The organism is Ruegeria hyattellae (assembly GCF_041537925.1).
Taxonomy (GTDB): Bacteria; Pseudomonadota; Alphaproteobacteria; order Rhodobacterales; family Rhodobacteraceae; genus Ruegeria_C.
Map to the genome: position 1 here is coordinate 361,855 of NZ_JBGOSH010000003.1, position 22,580 is coordinate 384,434.

At 60.9% G+C, this 22,580-nt stretch carries 22 protein-coding genes; 12 read left to right on the forward strand and 10 right to left on the reverse strand.

What is annotated here, in order from left to right; genetic code table 11:
• The first annotated feature begins 9 nt into the window (after window positions 1-9).
• The 6 genes from AB1E33_RS09210 to lpdA all read left to right on the forward strand — a co-directional run bounded on the left by AB1E33_RS09210 (window position 10) and on the right by lpdA (window position 7,715).
• Window positions 10-558, forward strand: a complete 549-nt coding sequence (locus AB1E33_RS09210; protein WP_372576967.1) for a DUF805 domain-containing protein — start codon at window positions 10-12, stop codon at window positions 556-558.
• On the forward strand, window positions 555-3,512 hold the full coding sequence (locus tag AB1E33_RS09215) for a 2-oxoglutarate dehydrogenase E1 component (RefSeq protein WP_372576968.1): 2,958 nt from the start codon (window positions 555-557) through the stop codon (window positions 3,510-3,512). The genes AB1E33_RS09210 and AB1E33_RS09215 overlap by 4 nt, the downstream gene beginning before the upstream one ends.
• A gap of 3 nt (window positions 3,513-3,515) precedes the next feature.
• Window positions 3,516-5,021, forward strand: a complete 1,506-nt coding sequence (gene odhB, locus AB1E33_RS09220) for a 2-oxoglutarate dehydrogenase complex dihydrolipoyllysine-residue succinyltransferase (RefSeq protein ID WP_372576969.1) — start codon at window positions 3,516-3,518, stop codon at window positions 5,019-5,021.
• Window positions 5,022-5,023: 2 nt separating this feature from the next.
• A complete protein-coding gene (locus AB1E33_RS09225; protein WP_372576970.1) occupies window positions 5,024-5,293 on the forward strand; it encodes a hypothetical protein in 270 nt (89 codons plus the stop codon).
• A 95-nt stretch (window positions 5,294-5,388) separates the two neighbouring features.
• On the forward strand, window positions 5,389-6,225 hold the full coding sequence (locus AB1E33_RS09230; RefSeq protein WP_372576971.1) for a sulfotransferase family 2 domain-containing protein: 837 nt from the start codon (window positions 5,389-5,391) through the stop codon (window positions 6,223-6,225).
• A gap of 101 nt (window positions 6,226-6,326) precedes the next feature.
• Window positions 6,327-7,715, forward strand: a complete 1,389-nt coding sequence (gene lpdA / locus AB1E33_RS09235; protein ID WP_372576972.1) for a dihydrolipoyl dehydrogenase — start codon at window positions 6,327-6,329, stop codon at window positions 7,713-7,715.
• A 63-nt stretch (window positions 7,716-7,778) separates the two neighbouring features.
• On the opposite strand, the gene AB1E33_RS09240 is transcribed toward lpdA, so the two are convergent.
• Genes AB1E33_RS09240 through AB1E33_RS09250 form a run of 3 tightly spaced genes read right to left on the reverse strand, consistent with a single transcriptional unit; the run spans window position 7,779 to window position 10,086 of the window.
• Window positions 7,779-8,513: a lysophospholipid acyltransferase family protein gene (locus AB1E33_RS09240; protein ID WP_372576973.1), complete on the reverse strand. Its 735-nt coding sequence runs from the start codon at window positions 8,511-8,513 to the stop codon at window positions 7,779-7,781.
• A complete protein-coding gene (locus AB1E33_RS09245) occupies window positions 8,513-9,412 on the reverse strand; it encodes a cell division protein FtsX (RefSeq protein ID WP_372576974.1) in 900 nt (299 codons plus the stop codon). Before AB1E33_RS09245 ends, AB1E33_RS09240 begins: the two co-directional genes overlap by 1 nt.
• On the reverse strand, window positions 9,409-10,086 hold the full coding sequence (locus tag AB1E33_RS09250; RefSeq protein WP_372576975.1) for a cell division ATP-binding protein FtsE: 678 nt from the start codon (window positions 10,084-10,086) through the stop codon (window positions 9,409-9,411). The genes AB1E33_RS09245 and AB1E33_RS09250 overlap by 4 nt, the downstream gene beginning before the upstream one ends.
• Before the next feature lie 182 nt (window positions 10,087-10,268).
• Between AB1E33_RS09250 and AB1E33_RS09255 the strand changes: the two genes are divergently transcribed.
• Window positions 10,269-11,150 (forward strand): zinc-ribbon domain-containing protein, encoded by an 882-nt coding sequence (locus AB1E33_RS09255; protein WP_372576976.1) that lies wholly within the window; start codon window positions 10,269-10,271, stop codon window positions 11,148-11,150.
• Between the two features lie 21 nt (window positions 11,151-11,171).
• Here AB1E33_RS09255 and AB1E33_RS09260 read toward each other — a convergent pair whose 3' ends face one another.
• The 7 genes from AB1E33_RS09260 to argH form a co-directional block, all read right to left on the reverse strand.
• The gene (locus tag AB1E33_RS09260) at window positions 11,172-13,733 is read right to left on the reverse strand and encodes a TIGR02302 family protein (protein ID WP_372576977.1); all 2,562 of its coding nucleotides are present in this window, start codon (window positions 13,731-13,733) and stop codon (window positions 11,172-11,174) included.
• A gap of 38 nt (window positions 13,734-13,771) precedes the next feature.
• Window positions 13,772-15,037 carry a diaminopimelate decarboxylase gene (lysA, locus tag AB1E33_RS09265; RefSeq protein WP_372576978.1) on the reverse strand — a complete coding sequence of 422 codons (1,266 nt, stop codon included), beginning with the start codon at window positions 15,035-15,037 and terminating at the stop codon, window positions 13,772-13,774.
• 227 nt (window positions 15,038-15,264) lie between these two features.
• The gene (locus AB1E33_RS09270) at window positions 15,265-15,597 is read right to left on the reverse strand and encodes an EthD family reductase (protein ID WP_372576979.1); all 333 of its coding nucleotides are present in this window, start codon (window positions 15,595-15,597) and stop codon (window positions 15,265-15,267) included.
• A gap of 159 nt (window positions 15,598-15,756) precedes the next feature.
• The gene (locus AB1E33_RS09275) at window positions 15,757-16,059 is read right to left on the reverse strand and encodes a DUF2834 domain-containing protein (RefSeq protein WP_372576980.1); all 303 of its coding nucleotides are present in this window, start codon (window positions 16,057-16,059) and stop codon (window positions 15,757-15,759) included.
• Between the two features lie 67 nt (window positions 16,060-16,126).
• Complete coding sequence (locus AB1E33_RS09280) at window positions 16,127-16,297, reverse strand: hypothetical protein (RefSeq protein WP_372576981.1); 171 nt, start codon at window positions 16,295-16,297, stop codon at window positions 16,127-16,129.
• Window positions 16,294-16,587, reverse strand: coding sequence for a hypothetical protein (locus AB1E33_RS09285; RefSeq protein ID WP_372576982.1), 294 nt, complete (start codon window positions 16,585-16,587; stop codon window positions 16,294-16,296). Before AB1E33_RS09285 ends, AB1E33_RS09280 begins: the two co-directional genes overlap by 4 nt.
• Window positions 16,584-17,975, reverse strand: a complete 1,392-nt coding sequence (gene argH, locus AB1E33_RS09290) for an argininosuccinate lyase (RefSeq protein WP_372576983.1) — start codon at window positions 17,973-17,975, stop codon at window positions 16,584-16,586. The genes AB1E33_RS09285 and argH overlap by 4 nt, the downstream gene beginning before the upstream one ends.
• Window positions 17,976-18,001: 26 nt before the next feature.
• Between argH and AB1E33_RS09295 the strand changes: the two genes are divergently transcribed.
• The 5 genes from AB1E33_RS09295 to phbB all read left to right on the forward strand — a co-directional run bounded on the left by AB1E33_RS09295 (window position 18,002) and on the right by phbB (window position 22,388).
• Complete coding sequence (locus tag AB1E33_RS09295) at window positions 18,002-18,565, forward strand: TlpA disulfide reductase family protein (RefSeq protein WP_372576984.1); 564 nt, start codon at window positions 18,002-18,004, stop codon at window positions 18,563-18,565.
• Window positions 18,566-18,879: 314 nt separating this feature from the next.
• Entirely contained in the window at window positions 18,880-19,173 is a 294-nt protein-coding gene (locus tag AB1E33_RS09300; protein ID WP_372576985.1) for a hypothetical protein, read from the forward strand.
• A gap of 112 nt (window positions 19,174-19,285) precedes the next feature.
• A complete protein-coding gene (locus tag AB1E33_RS09305) occupies window positions 19,286-20,125 on the forward strand; it encodes an EAL domain-containing protein (RefSeq protein WP_372576986.1) in 840 nt (279 codons plus the stop codon).
• Between the two features lie 178 nt (window positions 20,126-20,303).
• Window positions 20,304-21,479 carry an acetyl-CoA C-acetyltransferase gene (locus AB1E33_RS09310; protein ID WP_372576987.1) on the forward strand — a complete coding sequence of 392 codons (1,176 nt, stop codon included), beginning with the start codon at window positions 20,304-20,306 and terminating at the stop codon, window positions 21,477-21,479.
• Between the two features lie 186 nt (window positions 21,480-21,665).
• Window positions 21,666-22,388, forward strand: coding sequence for an acetoacetyl-CoA reductase (gene phbB / locus AB1E33_RS09315; protein WP_372576988.1), 723 nt, complete (start codon window positions 21,666-21,668; stop codon window positions 22,386-22,388).
• The last annotated feature ends 192 nt before the right edge of the window (window positions 22,389-22,580 follow it).

A 22,580-nucleotide genomic window follows, 5' to 3' on the forward strand; every position in this document is an offset into this window, starting at 1 on the left:
TCGGAACCTATGACGTTTGGCGAAGCTGTCAGAACGTGTTTCTCAAAGTTCCTCACCTTTTCGGGGCGGGCCTCTCGCCCCGAATACTGGTTCTTTTTCCTCTTCGTCGTGATCTGGAGCGTGCTGGCCGGGTTCATCGACTGGCAATTCTTCACCCAAGTGACCGAGACGCAGGTGAATGACACGACCACCGTGACGGCCAGTTCGAACGGCCCGGTTCAAAGCATCGTTGCGCTGATCGTCTTTCTGCCCCACCTCGCCGTCGCGTGGCGGCGGATGCATGATAGCGGGCGCAGCGGACTTTATGCTCTGTTTCCCATTCTGCTGGCGCTTGGCGCGCTTGCCATGCTGGTCTTTGGCATCGGCCTTGCCTCGACCTTTGGGCATAGCGGCGCGCACAAGCTCGACATCCTCTTTACCCGCGCCACGCTCCTGATCGTGATCCCGACGTTAGTCATTCTCGTGCTATCGCCGCTTCTTATGCTGTGGTGGCTGACCCGCCCCAGCCAACCCGGCACCAACAAATACGGTCCCAACCCATATGAGGTAACGCCATGACCGACCAATCGCCCAACGACCAGTTCCATGCTTCCAGCTTCATGCAGGGGCACAACGCGGCTTATCTGGAGCAGCTCTATGCCCAATACGCCAACGACCCCAACGCGGTGGATGCCGCCTGGGCCGAGTTTTTCCGACAAATGGGCGATGCCGAGCTGGATGTGAAGGCCGATGCGGCGGGCCCGTCCTGGGCGCGGGCCGATTGGCCGCCGGTGCCTGCCGATGAGGTCACCGGCGCACTGACCGGGGAATGGCCGGTGACTGAAACCAAGGCAGCGGGCAAGAAGATCAAGGACAAGGCGGCAAGCGCAGGGGTCGAAGTCAGCGATGATCAGATCAAGCGTGCAGTGCTCGATTCGATCCGGGCGCTGATGCTGATCCGGGCCTATCGCATCAGGGGCCATCTGGTCGCCGATCTGGACCCGCTGGGCATGCGGTCCGGCACCCCGCATCCTGAGCTTGATCCCAAAACCTATGGGTTCACCGATGGTGATATGGACCGACCGATCTTCATCGACAACGTGCTGGGTCTGCAGGTCGCCTCGATGCGGCAGATCGTCGAGATCGTCAAACGCACCTATTGCGGCACCTTCGCGCTACAATACATGCATATCTCGAACCCGGACGAGGCCGCCTGGCTGAAAGAGCGGATCGAGGGGTTCGGCAAGGAGGTCCGCTTTACTCGCGAAGGGCGTAAGGCGATCCTGAACAAAATGGTGCAGGCCGAAGGGTTCGAGAAATTCCTGCATGTCAAATATATGGGCACCAAGCGGTTCGGCCTGGATGGCGGTGAAAGCCTGATCCCGGCGATGGAGCAGATCATCAAGCGCGGCGGTGCGCTGGGCCTGCAGGATATCGTGATCGGCATGCCGCACCGGGGGCGTCTGAACATCCTCGCCAATGTGATGGCCAAGCCCTACAAGGCGATTTTCAACGAGTTTCAGGGCGGCAGCTTCAAGCCCGAAGATGTCGATGGTTCGGGTGATGTGAAATACCATCTCGGGGCGTCCAGCGACCGGGAGTTCGACGGCAACACGGTACACCTGTCGCTGACCGCCAACCCCAGTCACCTTGAGGCGGTGAACCCGGTGGTTCTGGGCAAGGTTCGCGCCAAGCAGGATCAGCTGAACGACACCGACCGCACCAAGGTGATGGGCATCCTGCTGCATGGCGACGCGGCCTTTGCCGGTCAGGGTGTGGTGGCCGAAGGGTTCGGCCTATCAGGTCTGAAAGGGCACAAAACCGGTGGCACCATGCATATCGTGGTGAACAATCAGATCGGCTTTACCACCGCGCCGCATTTCAGTCGCTCCAGCCCCTACCCCACCGACATCGCGTTGATGGTCGAAGCACCGATCTTCCACGTGAACGGCGACGACCCCGAGGCGGTCGTGCATGCCGCCAAGGTGGCGACCGAGTTCCGGCAGAAGTTCCACAAGGACGTGGTGATCGACATCTTCTGCTATCGCCGCTTCGGGCATAACGAGGGCGACGAGCCCATGTTCACCAACCCGATCATGTACAAGCGGATCAAGACCCACAAAACCACGCTCAGCCTCTATACCGCGCGACTGGTCAAGGACGGACTGCTTCCCGAGGGCGAGATCGAGGATATGAAGGCCGCCTTCCAGGCCTATCTGAACGAAGAGTTCGAGGCCGGAAAGAACTACAAGCCCAACAAGGCCGACTGGCTGGATGGGCGCTGGTCGCATATGGACAAGAGCAAAGACGAATATGTCCGCGGCGACACAGCCATCAATCCCGAGACCTTTGCCGAGATCGGTGTCGCTCTGTCGCGTGTTCCTGAAGGCTTCCCCATGCACAAGACCGTGGGCCGGCTGATGGAAGCCAAGAAGAAGATGTTCGAAACCGGCGAAGGGTTCGATTGGGCGACCGGTGAAGCGCTGGCCTTCGGCTCACTGTTGACCGAGGGTTATCCGGTCCGCCTATCAGGTCAGGACGCCACGCGCGGCACCTTCTCACAACGGCATTCCGGCTTCGTCAATCAGGACACAGAAGACCGTTATTACCCGCTCAATAACATCCGTGCCGGGCAATCGCATTATGATGTGATCGACTCGATGCTCAGCGAATATGCAGTGCTGGGTTTTGAGTACGGATATTCGCTGGCCGAACCCAATGCGCTGGTCCTGTGGGAGGCGCAGTTCGGCGATTTCGCCAACGGCGCGCAAATCATGTTCGATCAGTTCATCAGCTCGGGTGAAAGCAAGTGGCTGCGGATGTCGGGCCTTGTCACCCTGCTGCCGCACGGTTTCGAGGGGCAAGGCCCCGAACACAGCTCGGCACGGCTGGAACGATTCCTGCAGATGTGCGGTCAGGACAACTGGATCGTGGCAAACTGCACCACACCCGCAAACTACTTCCACATCCTGCGCCGTCAGCTGCACCGCACCTTCCGCAAGCCGCTGATCCTGGTGACGCCAAAATCGCTGCTGCGTCACAAGCTGGCGGTCAGCAAGACCGAGGAGTTCACCACCGGGTCCAGCTTCCACCGGGTTCTTTGGGATGACGCTCAGCACGGCAATTCCGACACCAAGCTCAAACCCGACAACAAGATCAAGCGAGTGGTGCTGTGTTCGGGCAAGGTCTATTTCGACCTGCTGGAAGAACGCGATGCGCGTGGCATCGACGATGTCTACCTGATGCGGATCGAGCAATACTACCCGTTCCCGGCCCATTCGCTGATCAACGAATTGGAGCGTTTCAAGGGGGCAGAGATCGTCTGGTGTCAGGAAGAACCCAAAAACCAAGGCGCCTGGAGCTTCATCGAACCCAATATCGAATGGGTGCTCACCCGCATCAAAGCCAAACACACGCGTCCCCGCTATGTCGGACGCGCCACCTCGGCCTCACCCGCGACCGGTCTGGCCAGTCAGCACAAATTCCAACAAGAGGCGCTCGTGAACGAAGCGCTGAGCATCGAAGGAAAGTAACCGATGACAACCGAAGTTCGTGTTCCCACGCTTGGCGAATCCGTGACCGAAGCCACGGTCGCCACCTGGTTCAAGAAACCCGGCGATGCCGTCGCCATTGATGAGATGCTCTGCGAGTTGGAGACTGACAAGGTCACGGTCGAGGTCCCCTCGCCCGCCGCTGGCACGATGGGTGAGATCGTTGCCGCTGAAGGCGAAACCGTTGGCGTCGATGCGTTGCTCGCCACCATCAGCGCCGGTGAAGGCGCGGCCCCCGCGCCTGCCGCTGCCCCCGCCGCCGACACGGCGCCCGCAGCCTCCGGCGGATCGGTCGACGTGATGGTGCCCACGCTGGGAGAATCGGTCACCGAAGCGACAGTTTCCACCTGGTTCAAACAGGTGGGCGACAGTGTCGCGCAGGACGAAATGCTGTGTGAGCTGGAAACCGACAAGGTCTCGGTCGAGGTGCCCGCACCCGCATCGGGTGTGTTGGCGGAAATCAACGCGCCCGAAGGCACAACCGTGGACGCCACCGCCAAACTGGCGGTGATCTCGGGCTCTTCCAGCGGCGCGGCACCTGCCCCCGCGGCCGCGGCAGTACCAGCGGAAAGCGCCGCGACAAGCGGCAAGGACATCGCCAACGCGCCCTCGGCCGAAAAAGCCATGGCCGAGGCTGGGCTGAGCGCTGATCAGATGCAAGGCACCGGTCGAGATGGGCGCGTGATGAAAGAGGACGTGACCCGCGCCATTGCCGCCGCAGCAACCGCAGCACCAGCCGCCGCCCCCGCCGTCGCCCAGGCACCGCGCGCGCCGGTAGCCGCTGAGGATGCCACGCGCGAGGAGCGCGTCAAGATGACCCGCCTGCGCCAGACCATCGCCAGACGGCTGAAGGATGCCCAGAACACCGCCGCGATCCTGACCACTTATAATGAAGTGGACATGGGCGAGGTGATGGCGCTGCGAAATCAGTACAAGGACCAGTTCGAGAAGAAGCACGGCGTGCGGCTCGGCTTCATGTCCTTCTTCACCAAGGCCTGCTGCCACGCGCTGAAAGAAGTGCCCGAGGTCAATGCCGAGATCGACGGCACCGACATCGTTTACAAGAACTTCGTGCATATGGGCGTCGCCGCCGGTACGCCGCAGGGTCTGGTCGTTCCGGTGATCCGTGACGCCGACGCGATGTCTTTCGCAGCCATCGAAAAGGCCATCGCCGAAAAGGGCAAACGTGCCCGTGATGGTAAACTCAGCATGGCCGAAATGCAGGGTGGCACCTTCACGATCTCAAACGGTGGCGTCTATGGCTCGCTGATGTCCTCACCCATCCTGAACCCGCCGCAATCGGGTATCCTTGGCATGCACAAGATCCAGGACCGTCCGATGGCCATCAACGGCGAAGTTGTCATCCGCCCGATGATGTATCTGGCGCTGACCTACGACCACCGCATCGTCGACGGCAAAGGTGCGGTGACCTTCCTCGTGCGCGTCAAGGAAGCGCTGGAAGACCCCCGCCGCCTGCTGATGGATCTGTAACCATGGCGACACATGTACTCTGGCAGGCCGATGTGGCCGATTTTGACGTCTGGCTCAAGGTGTTTCACGAAGACAAACCGGCGCGCAAAGCCGCCGGGATCAAGGACCTGCATGTGTGGCGCGACCCCGATCGCGCCAACCACGCTATCGCGATGTTCGAGATTACTAATCTGAACAAGGCCAGCGCCTTCCTGAAGTCCGAAGACCTCGCCATGTACCACGAACGCGGTGGTGTGGCGCATGTTGAGGTGAAGCTACTGGAACCTGTGTAAACCTGAAAGGCAATCAAACCTGTGTGCCCATTCCACACTGCGCCCGGCAGGAGGCACCTTCTGTCCAGAATTCTCAAGTTGCGGTAGCTCGATCCATGGCGACGATATTTCACGAACCGGAATTGCGACCTCGCGAACGGTACAGCCAATTGGAAGCCGCGGTGCAGCGTTTTCCAGAGGACTTTCCGACAATCGATTCAGCGCGCATCTTCATGAGTGAAGTTGTTGTCCCCCCTAGCCTGCGCTGGGCTTACAAGGGCAACGGCAAGACCGGCACGTCCTCGACCAAAAGGTTCTTGTTCGAGTTGGAGTTCGGCGTTTCGCTCACCACGCAAATTGATCCGCCCAGCGACATCAATCCCGACGCCGCGGCTCATCGGCTGACGTCAGCCAACGTGTATCGGGAAATATCCGCTTTGTCCTCGGGCCTCGCGGTACTCGAAACCACGCTGCGTTTGACTACAGTTCGAAACCCGACCAGCAGGGCAACTTCGGCTTTCCTGTATCTGTGCGCGTCCAGCGATCAGCGGCACGTGTGGTTCTCGGACGAGCGCTTGCGAATGAACGCGCTGGTCGGTTTCGATTGGCAGCGTGATGTTCGGACCTCGCGGGGGATGGATAAATTCCTCAACTACATTCAGATCATGATCGAAAATCATGGTGTTGACACCATCAACCGTCACTGGCGACCACAGGTGGCAAGTATCAAACCTCGCGTTTTGAGGCCCCATCTAATTGGCAAAACAGAAGAGATGGAGACGTTCTACCGGGACATCGCGGAACGTCTGGACCGGCCTCTACCAGACAATTGGGTCACACCAAGGGCGAATAGAAACGTGTCGGACTTTGATCCAGAGACTTTGCTTTCCGCAGAGGCGCTCTCACGGATCGAAGTGATTTATGCGAAAGATTTCGAAGAATTCGGCTATTAGGGTCAGGATGGGTGTAAATGTCACTGTCCGGAAGCATAGGCAAATACCCTAGTACCGAGACTGTCGAGGCTCAGGCCTCAAGATCGTGAAGGACCACCAAAATGGCAAGTTATGACGTCATCGTAATCGGAGCTGGCCCCGGCGGCTATGTCTGCGCTATTCGCTGCGCCCAGCTGGGATTGAAAACCGCCGTCGCCGAAGGGCGCGAAACGCTGGGCGGCACCTGCCTCAACGTCGGCTGCATCCCCTCCAAGGCACTGCTGCATGCCAGCCATTCCCTGCATGAGGCCGAGCACAACTTCGCCAAGATGGGCCTCAAGGGCAAGTCGCCCTCGGTCGACTGGAAGCAGATGCTGGCGTACAAAACCGACACGATCGACCAGAACACCAAGGGCATCGAATTCCTATTCAAGAAGAACAAGATCGACTGGCTCAAAGGCTGGGGCTCCGTCCCCGCCGCCGGTCAGGTCAAAGTGGGCGACGAAACCCACAGCGCCAAGAACATCATCATCGCTTCCGGCTCGGAACCGTCGTCACTGCCTGGTGTTGACGTGGACGAAAAGGTGGTCGTTACTTCCACCGGTGCGCTGGCATTGGGCAAAGTACCAAAGAAGCTGGTAGTGATCGGCGCAGGTGTGATCGGGCTGGAACTCGGCTCCGTCTATCAGCGTCTGGGCGCCGAGGTGACGGTGATCGAATTCCTCGACGCAATCACGCCTGGCATGGACCCCGAGGTGCAGAAGACCTTCCAGCGCATCCTCAAGAAACAGGGCATGAAATTCATCATGGGCGCTGCGGTTCAAAAGACCGAAGCCACCAAGACCAAGGCCAAGGTCACCTACAAGCTGCGCAAGGATGACAGTGAGCATGTGATTGATGCCGACACGGTTCTGGTTGCCACCGGGCGCAAACCCTATACCGAAGGTCTGGGTCTGGACACGCTGGGTGTCGAGATGAGCCCGCGCGGTCAGATCAAGGTGGGCAAGGACTGGCAGACCAACGTCAAGGGCATCTATGCGATCGGCGACTGCATCGACGGTCCGATGCTGGCTCACAAAGCCGAAGACGAAGGCATGGCCGCCGCCGAACAGGTCGCGGGCAAGCATGGTCATGTAAATTATGGCGTCATTCCCGGAGTGATCTACACTTGGCCCGAGGTATCCAATGTGGGCGAAACCGAGGCTACGCTCAAGGAACAGGGTCGCGCCTACAAGGTCGGCAAGTTCATGTTCATGGGCAATGGACGCGCCAAGGCGAATTTCGCCGGTGATGGCTTCGTCAAGATTCTGGCCGACAAGGACACCGACCGCATCCTAGGTGCGCATATTATCGGTCCCGGCGCAGGCGACCTGATCCACGAGGTCTGTGTGGCGATGGAGTTCGGTGCCTCGGCTGAGGATCTGGCCTTAACCTGCCACGCCCACCCAACCTATTCCGAAGCCGTGCGCGAGGCGGCGCTGGCTTGCGGTGACGGTCCGATCCACAGCTGATCAGGGTCAAATTAAGAAAAAAGACCGGCCCGTCTGGCCGGTCTTTGCTTGTACGAACTGGCGTCAAGGACGGTCTTTCACCTCGAACCCCACCTCGCGTATCAACTCGTTGGACCGTGTTTCGATCATCTGCTCCAACCTCGCCGTGAAGGCGTCGCGGTCCATACCCGGTTCGATCGTTTCCAGAAACTCCACCGTTGCCATACCCGGCTTGCGCAGGATGCCACTTCGGGGCCAGAAGACGCCCACATTGGTCGCCGCCGGGACGCAAGGGTAATTCAGCCCCTCGTAGAGGATCGCCGTCCCGACCTTGTATTTCTTGTACACACCCGGCGCGACACGGGTGCCTTGCGGGTAAATCACCAATTGCCCCGCTTCCGAGAACTCAGACGCCACATCCTTGACCATCTTGGCGACCGCTGCGCCCCTTTTACCGCGATCGACCGGAATACAGCCCAGCCGCTTGGCATAAAGGCCGATGAACGGCGTCCAGAGCAGTTCTCGTTTCATGATGAACTTAGCGCGCGGAACCGCGGCAAAGATCAGCATGATATCGAAAAACGACTGGTGCTTGGCCGCGATCACTACTTCTCCGGTCGGCACTGGACCGCGCACCTGGCCCTTGAGGTTAATCATCCAGCCCGCCATCCAGATCACCGACCGCGCATAGAACTTGCAGGCGTGTAAAGCGCCGTTACGCGACAGCAGCGCATAGGGCGAGAACAGAATGCCTACCACCGCCATCCACAGATACATGACGATCGTGAACACAAGCGAACGAAGCCACTGAACTGCCATCAACTCAACTCCTTCAATCTGCGCCGGGCTGCAGCCCAAGTGGCGGCAAAGGCGACCACAGCCCCCAAGACCGGGATCAGCAATGGTAGCGCCCAGCCGATGCCGCGAAAGCCCAGGCCGGTCAGAAACCCGCCCTCGTCCGAAGCGGCGGGCAACAGCATCACGCCGATCATGCCGAACACAACTCCCACTGCTGCTCCGATCAGGGCGCGCAGGGTGAAGCGGCGAACGAAAGCCCCGGCGATATAGCCATCCTTGGCGCCCACAAGCCGCAGAACCTCGATCACTTGCGCATTCGCCGCCAGCGCCGCGTTAGCAGCCAGGGAGATCATCGCCGCCGTCGCTCCGCCGATCAGCAGGATCGCGATCAGGCCCAAACGGCGCAACCCATTGGCCGCATCGACCAGCGGTTCGCGCCAGCGGGTGTGATCGTCGAGCACCGCGCCCGGCACCTCGGCGTTCAGCCGCAGACGCAGCCCGGCAATGTCATAGCCCGGCTCGCCTGCGGTGACTTCGATCAGTTGCGGCACCGGCAGCGCGTCGATGGGCAGGTCCGGGCCGAACCACGGAGACAGGAGCGCGGCCTGCTCCTCGGTCGACAACGCGCGGGCATTGGCAACTCCCGGTGTCTGACGCAGGATTTTCAACGCAGTCTCAGTCTGTGCCGTGCGCTGCTCGGCGGGAGCATTGATCCGCATGGTTGCCGCTTTCGCGAGCTCCTGCGACCAGCGGTCGGCCAGCCGGCCCGAGGCCAGCGACAGCGCCAGTGCAAACACCGCCAGAAACGCCATCGCGCCGGCGACAAAAACCGTCAGTTGCGCGGTGAAGCCAGTCGGCGGGACAACACGGTCAGCCTGCTTGTCGCTCAGCAGCAATCCCCGGATGGTTCCGTTACTCACAAGTCGGCCCCCGCAAGTTGCAAGCCCTTGTTCGAGATTCGCAGTACGCGGGCCTGTATCTGGCTCTTTGCGGCGCGGATCAGGCTCAGGTCATGGGTCGCGATCAGTACCGTCTTGCCCATCCGGTTCAACTCGACCAGCAGATGCAGCAGGCGCTGCGACATGTCCCAGTCGACATTTCCGGTGGGCTCATCCGCCAGAACCACATCCGGCGACATGATCACCGCGCGGGCCAACGCCGCGCGCTGCCGCTCACCACCTGAAAGTTCGGGTGGCAAGGCCTCGGCCCGCGACGACAGACCGACCCAGCTCATCAGCTCTTTCAGATTGTCGCCTTCCCCCCCTTGGCCGCGTCCCGACGCAACCAACGGCAAGGCAATGTTTTCTGACAGCGGCAGGTGGTCGAGAAAGCGGCAATCCTGATGCACGACGCCGACACGGCGCCGCAGCATGGCGAGATCATCGCGGTCCAACGCGCCCATGTCGCGATCAAACACCTGCACCCGCCCTGCCGTCGGCAGCAGCGCGCCATAGCACAGTTTCAGCAAGGTGGTCTTGCCCGCGCCCGAAGGGCCGGTCAGGAAATGGAACGAACCAGGCGCAAGCGACACCGAGACATTGCTCAGCAATTCGCCACCGCCATAGCTGTAGCCCACGTTTTCGAGCTCGATCAACACCGCCCCCTTGTTTCTTTGGTCGCCTTCTTGCCCTAGTCGGGATGCGGTTTCAATGCCCCGACCGGGGCGGTTTGGCGACACTTCTGGTGAGATTTTCCAAATCTCCCTTTTCGCCCAGACATTAAGAACTTATCATCACGCAAAAACCAAAACAGGCAGATCCCGAACCCGGAGGCAGAATGCGTCTTACTTGTCCGAATTGCGGCGCTCAATACGAGGTCCCGAGCGAGGTCATCCCGCCAGAGGGACGGGATGTGCAATGCTCCAATTGCGGCGATACCTGGTATCAGACGCATCCCGACCACCCCGTCGCGCAGGCGGATATTGCAGAAGAGCATCCTCAAGAACCCCCTGCGGCAGCCCCCGAAAACAGCGTTGAGCCCGCACCAGGCTCGGCCGGGTCGGAATACCACCACGACGCTGAGCCCCCTGTGCCGGACATGGTATCGGAACCAGAGCCAGAGCCAGAGCCAGAGCCAGAGCCAGAGCCAGAGCCAGAGCCAGAGGACATTGCGCCGGAACCCGCCACGCGCAACCTCGATACTGCTGTATCCGACATTCTGCGAGCAGAGGCCGAGCGCGAAGAGCAGCTGCGGTCTTCCGAGGCTGAAAGCCTGGAAACCCAGCCCGAACTGGGGCTAGAAACCCATCCCGGTGACGAACCCGAACGCCGCGCTCGCGAGGCCCGCGACCGCATGGCACGCATTCGCGGCGAAGAGCCAGTCGCCGATCATGCCGCTGCCGAAACCGGCACGCGGCGCGGGCTATTTCCCAATATCGACGAGATTAACTCGACCCTGCGCAACAATGGCGAGGCCGACACCGCGCCCACCGAATCCGAAGTCACGGAAGAGGCCCCGCCAGCCCGCCAAAGCGGCGGCTTCCGCCGTGGCTTCATGTCGATGATCCTGTTGGGGCTGGTTCTGGCGCTGCTGTATCTCTACGCCCCACCGATCGCCAAGACGATTCCGCAGGCCGAACCGATGGTCAGCGCCTATGTTGCAATTGTCGATCAGGCGCGGATCTGGCTGGATTCGCAGGCATCAGGTTTTCTGCCCTAGCAACAAGCGCTGCGAGGCCGGTCAGAACCGGTCCAGCAGCCGTCTGAGATAGTCCAGCTCGATCTGCGGACGTTCGCCCTCACCGCTGCGGCGACGGATCTCGTCCAGCAATTCGCGGGCGCGGCGATAGACGTCCTCGCCTTGCAACAGCTGCTCATCGGTTCCGATCGACCCCTGCGATCCCGGGTTGCGGCCCAACGGGTCGCGGTTTTGGGCGCGCATGTCGCCCTCTTGCGTACCTTGGCCGGGCTGCTGCTGTTGCTGCGCCAGCGCTTCTCCCAATGCGCGCATGCCTTCGCGCAACGCCTCCATCGCCTCGGATTGCCGGTCGATGGCATCAGCCATGTCATTCTGCCGCAGCGATTCTTCCGCGCCGTCCATGGCGCGCCCGGCGCGATCGAGTGCGTCGCGCGCCGCGTCGCCTTCGGGCGTGCCTTCGCCGGGCAGGCCCTGTTGTTGGCGGCGCAGCTCATCGCGCAGCGCTTGCTGGCGGTCGGCAAGCGAGCCCTGCCCGTCTCCGCCTTGCTCCGCGCCTTCTCCCTGCCGTTGGCCGTCGCCCTGACCCTGTCCGCCCTCGCCCTCATGGCTTTGACCGCGCCCGGCACCACCGCTGCGGCCCTCGTTCTGCTGGCTTTCGCCACGGTTTGCGTTGGGGTTGAATTGTTCCTGCAGATCACGGAACGCCTGATCGGACAGGCCTTGCTGATTGCGCAGGGTCTCGGCCAGCCCCTCCATTGCCTGCTGACCTTCGGATTGCTGACCCTGCCCCTGGCCCTGGGTGACGCGCATGTTCTCCATCATTTCCTGAAGTTCCTGCAACGCCTGCTGTGCTTCGGCCATGCGGCCTTGTTCCATCAACTCCTGAATGCGGTCCATCATGCGCTGCAGGTCGTCCTGGGTCATCTGCATCGTCTCGCTATCCTGGCCCGGCTGACGCTCGTCACTGTTTTCCCCGTCCTGCTGGGCCTGCCGCTGCAATTGGCGCAGATAGTCGTCAGTTGCCTCACGCAACTCCTGCATCAGTTCGGCGATCTCCTGATCCGAAGCTCCGTTCTTCATCGCTTCCGACAGCCGCTCCTGCGCGCGACGCAGCCGCTCCAGCGCGTCCGATAGCGTGCCTTCTTCTAGGATGATCGCCAGATCCCAGAGCGCCTGCGCAATCTCTTCCTGCTGCTTGGGCTTCAGCCCGTATTCGTTGAAGGTCTCAAGTCGCCGCAAGGTCACCCGCAGGCGCAGATAGGCGGTCTGCGAGCGGAACACTTCCTCGGGCCGGTGCGAGACTGCCCGCAGGATTTGCGCGACGCGCGGTCCGTTCGAGCGCGCCCAAAGCAGGTCGCGCCGCTGTTCGATGACCGCCGCCGCCAAGGGCTGGAAGAAGCGGCGTGCAGGCAGGTTGGTCTGTAGCGGTTCCGCTGCGCCCAGCTGATCCGCTGCATCGCGGGCGGTGAGCGTGATCTTCACCGGCAGGTTGGCCCATGGATGCTGCGAGAAATCCTCGATCAGGTCCTCGGTAAAAATGTCGCGGTCGCCGGTGATCGGCATCGGCAGATCCACCGAGACCGCCTCGCGCGGGTCCGGCACTGTGGTCAGCCCATGGCGGCGGTCCACCGAGGCTAGATCAAGCGCGATCTCGGCCATGCCGGACACTACGCCGTAGTCGTCGCTGGCGGTGAAGGGCAACGTCATCTGCCCTGCTGCCTGCGCCTCGGCCACACCGGCCACGGCGATCTGCGGTGCGGTGTCTGCAACCACGCTCACCGCCCATGTGCGCCCGCCATTGCCGTCGATGGTCAGGGTTCCGTCCCGCGTGACGACCAGTGCCTGCTCGGGCTCAGATGCAGCCTCGGCCCCGCTGTCCGATATCGTTTCGGTCAGGCGCAGTGCGCCGACCTCGCCATAAAAGCGAAGTATGATACGGCTGCCTTCGGGAGTATCCAGATCGGCGTCGGAGATGTCGTTCAGATAGAGTGTCGGTAACCCGGTATAGCGCGGCGGCTCGACCCAACCTTCCCAAGTCGGGCCGTGAGCGGCGGTGGCCGCGCCGGGCGTCATCTCGGTAATCGACCCGGCCCGCCAGACCGAACCAAACAGAACCGCTACACAGAACAGCAGCAAAGCCGCATAGCGCAGTGCGTATGGGTCACGCGCGGCCAGCCGCAAATCTGGCTGCACCGGTGCGGCGGTGGCGGCCCGTGCGGCCATGCGGTCCTGATGCGCGTGCCAGAGCGCTACCGAGGCCGTATCCCGTTCCCCGATCGCCTGATCGTCCATCAGCGCCTGAATCGGGCGACCCGGCAAGGTCTGGTCCAGCCGTGCCAGCGCCTTGGCCCGCGTGGGCCAGTGAAAGCGCCGCGCGCCCCAGACCAACGCCACCAACGATCCGACAACAGCTGCCGCACCGCTGGCCCACACAAACTCGACCCGGACGAGATCGTGAATGCCCAACATCAACAGGGCACAGACCGTGAGAAGGATCGAAATCAGGGGCCAGAAACTGCGCAATACCCGTTCCGAGAGCATCCCCAATCGGGTCAGTCCCAGCGACCAGCGCGGGACAGGCAGGTATTTGGACCGGTTTGACACGTAACTTGGCCTCCTGACGGGCCAGCGCCGCTAAAGCGTCAAAGCCACCCGGGTATGGTATCGCGGTTTATGATTTCGTCAAAGGTCGGACGTGGGCGAATAACCGCGAATTGATCCTGATGCACCAGAACTTCGGGGATCAGCGGGCGGGTATTGTATTCGCTCGACATGACCGCGCCGTAAGCCCCTGCGCTACGGAAGGCGACCAGATCGCCCGCGGTCAGCGTCGCCATGTTGCGTTGTTTGGCAAAGGTATCACCGCTTTCGCAGACGGGACCTACGATGTCATAGGGCCGCTGTTCCACCCCCGGTGCCGGTTCGATCACCGGTACGATATCGTGATGCGCCTCGTACATGGCGGGCCGGATAAGGTCATTCATGGCCCCGTCGAGGATCAGAAAATCCCGCCCTTCGCCCGATTTTACATAGATCACCTTGGACACCATCAGCCCCGCGTTGCCCGCGATCAGGCGACCCGGCTCGATCTCGATCTCGCAGCCCAGATGGCCCACCGTCCGCTTGATCAGAGCGCCATATTCCACCGGCAGAGGCGGGGCTTCGTTGGAACGCGCATAAGGAATGCCCAGCCCCCCACCGAGATCGAGGCGGCGGATATCGTGGCCTTCGCTGCGCAGCTGCTCGGTCAGTTCAGCGACTTTCTTATAGGCCAGCTCGAACGGCTCGAGCTCGGTCAGTTGCGAGCCGATATGCACGTCGATGCCGATCACCTTTAGCCCCGGCAGCGAGGCCGCCAGCGCATAGACCTCCGACGCACGTGCGATCGGGATGCCGAATTTGTTCTCGGATTTGCCGGTGGCGATCTTGGCATGGGTTTTTGCATCGACATCCGGGTTCACCCGAATGGTGATCGGGGCGGTCACGCCCAGTTCCGATGCCACAGCCGAGATCACCTGCATCTCGGGCTCGGATTCGATGTTGAACTGCCGGATGCCGCCGATCAGGGCGGTGCGGATTTCATGCGCCGTCTTTCCGACCCCGGAAAACACGATCCTGGCACCGGGAACACCTGCCGCTTTCGCACGCAGATACTCCCCTTCCGAGACCACATCCATGCCCGCCCCGGCCTGCGCCAGCGTCATCAGTATCGCCTGATTGCTGGCTGCCTTCATCGCATAGCAGACCAGATGCTCGGTCCCTTCCAGCGCTTCGTCGAACAGCCGGAAATGGCGCAGCAAGGTCGCAGTGGAATAGACATAGAACGGCGTACCCACCGAGGCAGCAATCTCGGTTACTGGCACATCTTCGGCATAGAGGCAGCCGTCGCGATAAAGAAAATGATCCATGCGCCCGCGCTTAGACTGAAATGCCTTGCCGGATCAATGGGGTTGTTGCTCTTACACTGGCCAGATCTTCTAGCAGATCGCCGTATCTTCGAATCTAGATTGGTCTTTCAGGTCGGGCGCTACGAATGGGTGTTAAGAGCCCACAGCGGACGTACCTTCACGTGGTAGAGAACGACTGTATCAAGCCGGAGTATACATGGCCGAATCCCGCTCGGTTAAGTCCGCGGCTACGCCATTGTTGGCACATGTGAGTCCTTCACCTGGCTGATTTGCATCGTGGGCTGGATACCAGTGTAGTTACAAATGTCGCTTTGGATTTCGACTGCGTTTGGTCCATACGATGATTTGAAGTCGTCTACAGAGTCAAAATACAGATTGGCAATTGCAACATAGGTTGGATTTGAGTCGGGTTCCCGGCCACTGACGCCTTGTTCAATTTCAAATCCCTTCAGCGCGGCACCCATCAGCTTCCGAGCCCAAGGTGCGTGTTTGTTCACATAGTAGTCGATATCGAAGCGCCCGTCTTCGCTGTCGGGATACCGAAGGCTTATCTTAATCATGATGCCAGTCCTTGCCTTGGATTACTTTCGTCCAAACTAGGTGAACAGTGAGACCAGCGTCAAAGCTCCAAATAGCAGGTTCGTCCGCATTGCGATCACGCAGGAACGTAATCGCAAAAGCCGCCGCGATCTCAATAAGACAATACTCTCAGCGTCCCCTTAGGGTCGGGACCGCAGAAACAAATAAAGAGGTAATCCGCAGCTGACCCCGATGCAGAAAGTTGCGGGGATGGCGATCAGGTTGATCCAGTCCTTGCGGGTGACGGTCTCGGCAATGATCCACAGGGTTAGGGCGACGGCCGCGATTGTCAGGTCCCAAACCAGACCCGAACTTGCCGCATTGGCGTGCCAGGCCTCCGTCATCGCGAAAAGGTCAAAGCCGTTCTCGCGGAACCATTGCAAAAAATAGTACATTGGATGAATCGCGCCCCAGATGGCGAGCGTGAGGAAGAGAAATCTCATGATGGTGAGGTCTCCGTTGTTTTGGCGGAGATAGCACGCCACCGGGATGCCGCCAGCCTGAACTGGCTCAGAACCCCAGATAGATGCTCAGCGGCCCCTTGTTCAGACCAACCGCGCCGCCGACATAGCCGCCACTGCTGCCGAGACCGCCATGGGCGTTCAGCGTCGGCTGCACCGGTTCACCATCGGCGCCGCAGGCCGCGAGGGCAAGCAGGGCAAGCAGGCTGAGTTGCTTCATATTCCCAACCTCAATCCGCCCAGTCCGAGACCCACCCGGATCGGCGAATTGCCAACCCGCATCGAGGCCGCCGGACCACCGGTCCCGACCGTCACCGCCGCATTGCCGGTATCGACGACATCCACGCTGGCCCCAACGCCACCGGTTCCCGCCCCGACGTTCACCGGACCGGAGCTGGCGCCAACGCCCACCGCACCGCCATCGGCCCCAACCGAGGCGCCGACGCCGGTACTTGTCGACTCACAAGCGGCCAGCAGAACGATCGCGGTCAGTGCGGCAACGCGTTTCATCCCAGCATGTCCTTCCATCTCTGAACCTGCGCCCGCACCTGAGCCGGGGCGGTTCCACCATAAGATGTCCGCGAGTTTACCGAATTTTCGACGCCAAGAACACTGTAGACATCCTCCGTGATGCCAGCATGGGTTTCCTGCATCTCTTCAATAGTCAGGTCCGGCAGATCGCAGCCGCGGGTTTCTGCACGCGCCACCAACGCGCCGGTCACGTGATGGGCATCGCGGAACGGCAGGCCCAGCACGCGCACCAGCCAGTCGGCCAGATCGGTAGCGGTGGAAAACCCACTGCCTGCCGCCGCCGCAAGGCATTCGCGATTAGCGGTCATGTCGCGCACCATGCCCTCCATCGCGGCCAGCGCCAGCATCCAGCTATCAGCGGCGTCAAAGACCTGCTCCTTGTCTTCCTGCATGTCCTTGGAATAGGCAAGCGGCAGCCCCTTCATCACCATCATCAGCGCGGTATTCGCCCCGTAGATGCGCCCCACCTTGGCGCGGATCAGCTCGGCGGCATCGGGGTTCTTCTTTTGCGGCATGATCGATGAGCCGGTTGAAAACCGGTCGGACAATGTCACAAACCGGAACTGCGCCGAAGACCAGATCACCAGTTCTTCGGCAAAGCGCGACAAATGCATGGCGCAGATCGAGGCCGCAGACAGAAACTCCAACGCGAAATCCCGATCGCTGACCGCGTCAAGCGAGTTGGCAGCGGGCCTGTCGAAGCCCAGTGCCGTGGCCGTCATGTCCCGGTCGACCGGAAAGGAAGTGCCCGCCAACGCCGCCGCCCCCAAAGGCGATTCGTTCATTCGGGCGCGCGCGTCGCGCACACGGCTCAGGTCACGCCCGAACATCTCGACATAGGCCATCATGTGATGCCCCCAGGTCACCGGCTGCGCGGTCTGCAGATGGGTGAAGCCGGGCATCACCCAATCGGCGCCCGCTTCGGCCTGCGACAATAGTGCCGCGATCAGGGCCAGCAGGCCGGATTCGGCCGCATCCAACTGATCGCGCACCCAGAGTTTGAAATCGGTCGCCACCTGGTCATTCCGGCTTCGGCCCGTATGCAGACGCCCTGCAGGTTCGCCGATGATCTCTTTCAGCCGCGCCTCGACATTCATGTGGATGTCTTCCAGCGCGGTGGAAAAGACGAATTCCCCCGCCTCGATCTCTGACAAAACGGTGAGCAGCCCTTCCCGAATGGCCTGCGCGTCACTATCAGTTATCACACCTGTCGCGGCCAGCATCGCCGCATGGGCACGCGACCCTGCGATATCTTGCGCGGCCATGCGCTGATCGAACCCGATCGAGGCATTGATTGCCTCCATGATCGCGTCTGGTCCGGCGGCAAAGCGGCCGCCCCACATCTGGTTCGAGGTCGTGTCGGTCATTGGTCTGAAAACCCTTCGGAGGGGATATGAAGAAACTGTTGCTTGCGCTCGTCTATACCGCCCTCGCCTCGGGTGCAAATGCGGCTGGCGAAGATATTGCCGCGCTGGAAGCGCTGCGCGAAGGCTCGATGAAAAAGCTGGTCTTTCATCTGGAACCCAAGGCGACTTCGGCCAACCGATTCGAGCTGGCCGATGGCGCGGGAACCGGGTCGCTTGCCGACTATCAGGGCAAATATGTTCTGCTGAACTTCTGGGCTACCTGGTGCGCCCCCTGCCGCAAGGAAATGCCGATGCTGTCCGAGCTTCAGGCGGAGTTCGGCGGCGATCGGTTCGAAGTTTTGACGCTTGCAACCGGCCGCAACGCGCCTGCGGGAATCCGGAAGTTTTTCGACGAGGCCGGCATTGACAACCTGCCACGTCATCAAGACCCCAAACAGGCGGTCGCCCGTGACATGGCGGTTCTGGGGCTGCCGATCACTGTCATCCTCGACCCCGACGGAAACGAGATCGCGCGCATGCGTGGCGACGCCGACTGGAACTCGAACAGCGCCAAGGCCATCATCACCGAATTGGTCAAGTCCGGGAGTTAACCAAGAAAACCTGTGGTATCAGCACCAACATGTCCCTGCCGCGGGATAGTCAGGCCGTATCTGTGCGGCGCGATGTCGTGAACTATACCTATCAGGCAGTCAATTCTGGCACCAATTGGTCGGAAACGCCTTTATGTTTCCCATTATCTTTCCACATTCTGCCAAAGACTTGCGGGATAGATGAGGTATCGCTGCAGCCTCCTTCCATTGAATACCGGCAGGTGGCTTTCTAAATAGATGTCACTTCAAGAGCGGCAAAAATCCTGCCGGGTGAGTGTTGCCCCGCAGCAACCAGAACTGGGATGACGATGGTCATGACCACATCGATGCGCTTTTTTCTGTTTGCCGGATGTATTGGGATTCTGCTTGCCTCTTTTGCTGTGCAGGTGCTACCCGACGTTCCGCTGCTTTATGTCACCGGCCTGGCGTTGATGGGTGCGGGTGCAATGGGCTGCGTACTGGTCAGTCTGCCGCGGCTCCTGAACCCGCAGAAACCGCGTTTCGATGACGCGCGCATGCAGAAGGCAAGCTACGTCGGCACCGCAGGGTCCGCAAATCGGAATGCGGCACCGATGGCCGAACGAACCGAACAACGAATAGGGCGGTGACAGCCAGCCCTGCACTAATAGTTCCAATTCACCAAAAATTCGCGCTTTAGGCGCTTGTTAACTGTTTTGATAAAAGCTGGCCCGGTCCCTTTGTCGCGCAGGAACCCAGGTCATGATCCTGAAACGAGAACGCCGGAATAACGATCTTCCAGAAGGTGCCGAGAGCCCGCTCAACAACGCGGTTGAACGGCGCGACAGATCAGTGCTGCAAATGGCTAAGGATGCGGTCCGGCACAAGCAATGCATGCTGGCCTTTCAGCCGGTGATGCAGGCCCGCGCGCCTAATCAGGTCGCGTTTTATGAGGGCTTCATCCGGGTTCTGGACGAAACCGGCCGGGTGATTCCCGCGCGCGAGTTCATGCCGGCGGTCGAAAATACCGAAGTGGGGCGCGACCTCGACTGTATCGCGTTGGAAACCGGGTTGAAAACACTTTCGAAGGCACCGCAGATTCGCCTGTCGATCAACATGTCGGCGCGGTCCATCGGGTACAGGCGTTGGATGCGTATCCTGGAACGTTTCCTGAAACAGGACGAAACGCTGGGCGAGCGGCTGATCCTTGAAATCAATCAAGGGTCGGCGATGACTGTGCCTGAACTGGTGATCGATTTCATTGACCAACTGCAAGGTCTCGGAATCGCCTTTGCGCTCGACGATTACGGTGCCGACCCGGTGTCGTTCAGCCTGTTCCGTGACTTCTTCTTCGATGCCGTGAAGATCGACGGCCAGTTCGTCCGCCAGGTCAGCTCCGATTCGGACAATCAATCTGTGGTCCGGTCGCTGATCGCGCTCGCCCGTGAGTTCGACATGCTGATCGTGGCCGAATCGGTCGAGACCGAGGACGATGCCCGCTTTCTGGTCGAGGCGGGCGTCGATGCCCTGCAGGGCTATCTGTTTGGCGCGCCCAGCGTCAAACCACCCTGGCAGACGGACAGCGAACGCCGTACAGCCTGAACCTGCCTCTCACGTCGGATGATCCGTGCCGATGCTGCAAAGCTACCGGTTGCTGCATCTGCAGCGTTGCGCTATTGCCAGTGTCAGAGCGGAGATGATTGGGCGCTCTGGGGACCTTGTGAGGATCCCGAATGCGTCAAATACGTTCCGCTGACCCTGACGGCAGAGGACTGACCACATGACAAACGTAGTAATAGCATCGGCGGCGCGGACGGGCGTCGGCAGTTTTGGCGGCTCATTTGCCAACACACCTGCACATGATCTTGGCGCGGCTGTGCTGGAAGCCGTGGTCGAGCGCGCGGGCGTCGACAAGGGCGAGGTCAGCGAGACCATCTTGGGTCAGGTCCTGACTGCGGCTCAGGGTCAGAACCCAGCCCGGCAGGCGCATATCAATGCCGGACTGCCACAGGAAAGCGCAGCCTGGGGAATCAATCAGGTCTGCGGTTCGGGCTTGCGGGCCGTGGCGCTTGGCGCGCAGCACATCCAGTTGGGCGACGCCGAGATCGTGGCCGCGGGCGGACAGGAAAACATGACGCTCAGCCCCCATGCCGCTGCCTTGCGGGCAGGCCAAAAGATGGGCGACATGAAATATATCGATACCATGATCCGCGACGGGTTGTGGGACGCCTTCAACGGCTATCACATGGGCCAGACCGCCGAAAACGTCGCTGAGAAATGGCAGATCAGCCGCGACATGCAGGACGAGTTCGCCGTGGCCAGCCAGAATAAGGCCGAAGCCGCCCAGAAAGCGGGCAAGTTCGCCGATGAAATCACCGCCTTTACCATTAAGACCCGCAAGGGCGACATCGTGATGGACAGCGACGAATACGTCCGCCACGGCGCGACCATGGAAGCCATGGCCAAGCTGCGTCCGGCCTTCGCCAAGGACGGCTCGGTCACTGCTGCCAACGCATCCGGTCTGAACGATGGCGCGGCAGCGACCCTGCTAATGTCGGCAGACAATGCCGAAAAGCGCGGCATCGAGCCGCTGGCGCGAATTGCGTCCTATGCCACCGCCGGTCTGGACCCGTCGATCATGGGCGTCGGTCCGATCTATGCCTCGCGCAAGGCGCTGGAAAAAGCGGGCTGGTCGGTGGACGACCTTGACCTGGTCGAGGCCAACGAAGCCTTTGCCGCACAGGCCTGCGCCGTGAATAAGGACATGGGTTGGGACCCGTCAATCGTGAACGTGAACGGCGGCGCGATCGCAATCGGCCACCCGATCGGTGCATCGGGCTGCCGGGTGCTGAACACGCTGCTCTTCGAAATGAAGCGTCGGGACGCCAAGAAAGGCCTCGCCACGCTGTGCATTGGCGGCGGGATGGGTGTCGCCCTCTGCGTCGAGCGGGATTGAGCGGCGTCAATCAGGACCGAATAGGGCGCTTTTGGGCGCCCTTTTCTTTGCGATCCAATCGGTACGCTGGACCTGCGACAGAATAGACACGTCAAAAGACAACAAAACGGCAGCAATATAATTGCGCATCCCGGATCAGGGCAGTAACAACATTACCAAGGTCAGAATAATCTGGAGGACCCCTCAATGGCACGAACGGCACTCGTCACCGGTGGCTCACGCGGCATCGGCGCAGCAATTTCCAAGGCTCTGAAAGCGGAAGGCTGCAATGTCGCCGCCACCTTCGCCGGCAATGAAGAAGCGGCCGCCGCCTTCACCGCCGAAACCGGCATCGCCACCTACAAATGGAACGTCGCCGATTACGACGAATCGAAGGCCGGCATCGAAAAGGTCGAGGCCGATCTGGGGCCGATCGACATCGTGGTGGCCAATGCGGGCATCACCAAGGACGCACCGTTCCACAAGATGACACCGGAACAGTGGCATCAGGTGATCGACACCAACCTCACCGGTGTCTTCAACACTGTCCACCCGGTCTGGCCGGGCATGCGCGAGCGCAAATTCGGCCGTGTCATCGTGATCAGCTCGATCAACGGCCAAAAGGGCCAGTTCGCGCAGGCGAATTATGCCGCGACCAAAGCTGGTGATCTGGGCATCGTCAAATCGCTGGCTCAGGAAGGCGCGCGGGCCGGCATCACGGCCAACGCGGTCTGCCCCGGCTATATCGCGACCGAAATGGTGATGGCAGTGCCTGAGAAGGTGCGCGACTCGATCATCAGCCAGATTCCCGCAGGTCGCCTGGGCGAACCGGAAGAGATCGCGCGTTGCGTCGCGTTCCTGGCCTCTGACGAATCAGGCTTTGTCAACGGCTCGACCATCTCAGCCAACGGCGCACAGTTCTTCGTCTGAATAAACGAAAGAGGGCCGGTCGACGTGACCGGCCCTCACCTTCATCCCGTAAGAACGCGCGCGCTGCTTCAGCGGGAACCTGTCAGCCAATGCCAGAACGACCTGAGAGCTTTCGAACGCTCTTCATGCGCCTTGAGAAATGCTCGGTGTGCAGCGGGATTTGTCGTCACTTCGATCATCCTGGCCTCCTGT

What these genes read in the sequence shown, in the direction of transcription:
- AB1E33_RS09210 (WP_372576967.1), top strand. Translation starts at nt 10, where the DNA reads ATGACGTTTGGCGAAGCTGTCAGAACGTGTTTCTCAAAGTTCCTCACC.
- AB1E33_RS09215 (WP_372576968.1), top strand. Translation starts at nt 555, where the DNA reads ATGACCGACCAATCGCCCAACGACCAGTTCCATGCTTCCAGCTTCATG.
- odhB (WP_372576969.1), top strand. Translation starts at nt 3,516, where the DNA reads ATGACAACCGAAGTTCGTGTTCCCACGCTTGGCGAATCCGTGACCGAA.
- AB1E33_RS09225 (WP_372576970.1), top strand. Translation starts at nt 5,024, where the DNA reads ATGGCGACACATGTACTCTGGCAGGCCGATGTGGCCGATTTTGACGTC.
- AB1E33_RS09230 (WP_372576971.1), top strand. Translation starts at nt 5,389, where the DNA reads ATGGCGACGATATTTCACGAACCGGAATTGCGACCTCGCGAACGGTAC.
- lpdA (WP_372576972.1), top strand. Translation starts at nt 6,327, where the DNA reads ATGGCAAGTTATGACGTCATCGTAATCGGAGCTGGCCCCGGCGGCTAT.
- AB1E33_RS09240 (WP_372576973.1), bottom strand. Translation starts at nt 8,513, where the DNA reads ATGGCAGTTCAGTGGCTTCGTTCGCTTGTGTTCACGATCGTCATGTAT.
- AB1E33_RS09255 (WP_372576976.1), top strand. Translation starts at nt 10,269, where the DNA reads ATGCGTCTTACTTGTCCGAATTGCGGCGCTCAATACGAGGTCCCGAGC.
- lysA (WP_372576978.1), bottom strand. Translation starts at nt 15,037, where the DNA reads ATGGATCATTTTCTTTATCGCGACGGCTGCCTCTATGCCGAAGATGTG.
- AB1E33_RS09270 (WP_372576979.1), bottom strand. Translation starts at nt 15,597, where the DNA reads ATGATTAAGATAAGCCTTCGGTATCCCGACAGCGAAGACGGGCGCTTC.
- AB1E33_RS09275 (WP_372576980.1), bottom strand. Translation starts at nt 16,059, where the DNA reads ATGAGATTTCTCTTCCTCACGCTCGCCATCTGGGGCGCGATTCATCCA.
- AB1E33_RS09280 (WP_372576981.1), bottom strand. Translation starts at nt 16,297, where the DNA reads ATGAAGCAACTCAGCCTGCTTGCCCTGCTTGCCCTCGCGGCCTGCGGC.
- AB1E33_RS09285 (WP_372576982.1), bottom strand. Translation starts at nt 16,587, where the DNA reads ATGAAACGCGTTGCCGCACTGACCGCGATCGTTCTGCTGGCCGCTTGT.
- argH (WP_372576983.1), bottom strand. Translation starts at nt 17,975, where the DNA reads ATGACCGACACGACCTCGAACCAGATGTGGGGCGGCCGCTTTGCCGCC.
- AB1E33_RS09295 (WP_372576984.1), top strand. Translation starts at nt 18,002, where the DNA reads ATGAAGAAACTGTTGCTTGCGCTCGTCTATACCGCCCTCGCCTCGGGT.
- AB1E33_RS09300 (WP_372576985.1), top strand. Translation starts at nt 18,880, where the DNA reads ATGACCACATCGATGCGCTTTTTTCTGTTTGCCGGATGTATTGGGATT.
- AB1E33_RS09305 (WP_372576986.1), top strand. Translation starts at nt 19,286, where the DNA reads ATGATCCTGAAACGAGAACGCCGGAATAACGATCTTCCAGAAGGTGCC.
- AB1E33_RS09310 (WP_372576987.1), top strand. Translation starts at nt 20,304, where the DNA reads ATGACAAACGTAGTAATAGCATCGGCGGCGCGGACGGGCGTCGGCAGT.
- phbB (WP_372576988.1), top strand. Translation starts at nt 21,666, where the DNA reads ATGGCACGAACGGCACTCGTCACCGGTGGCTCACGCGGCATCGGCGCA.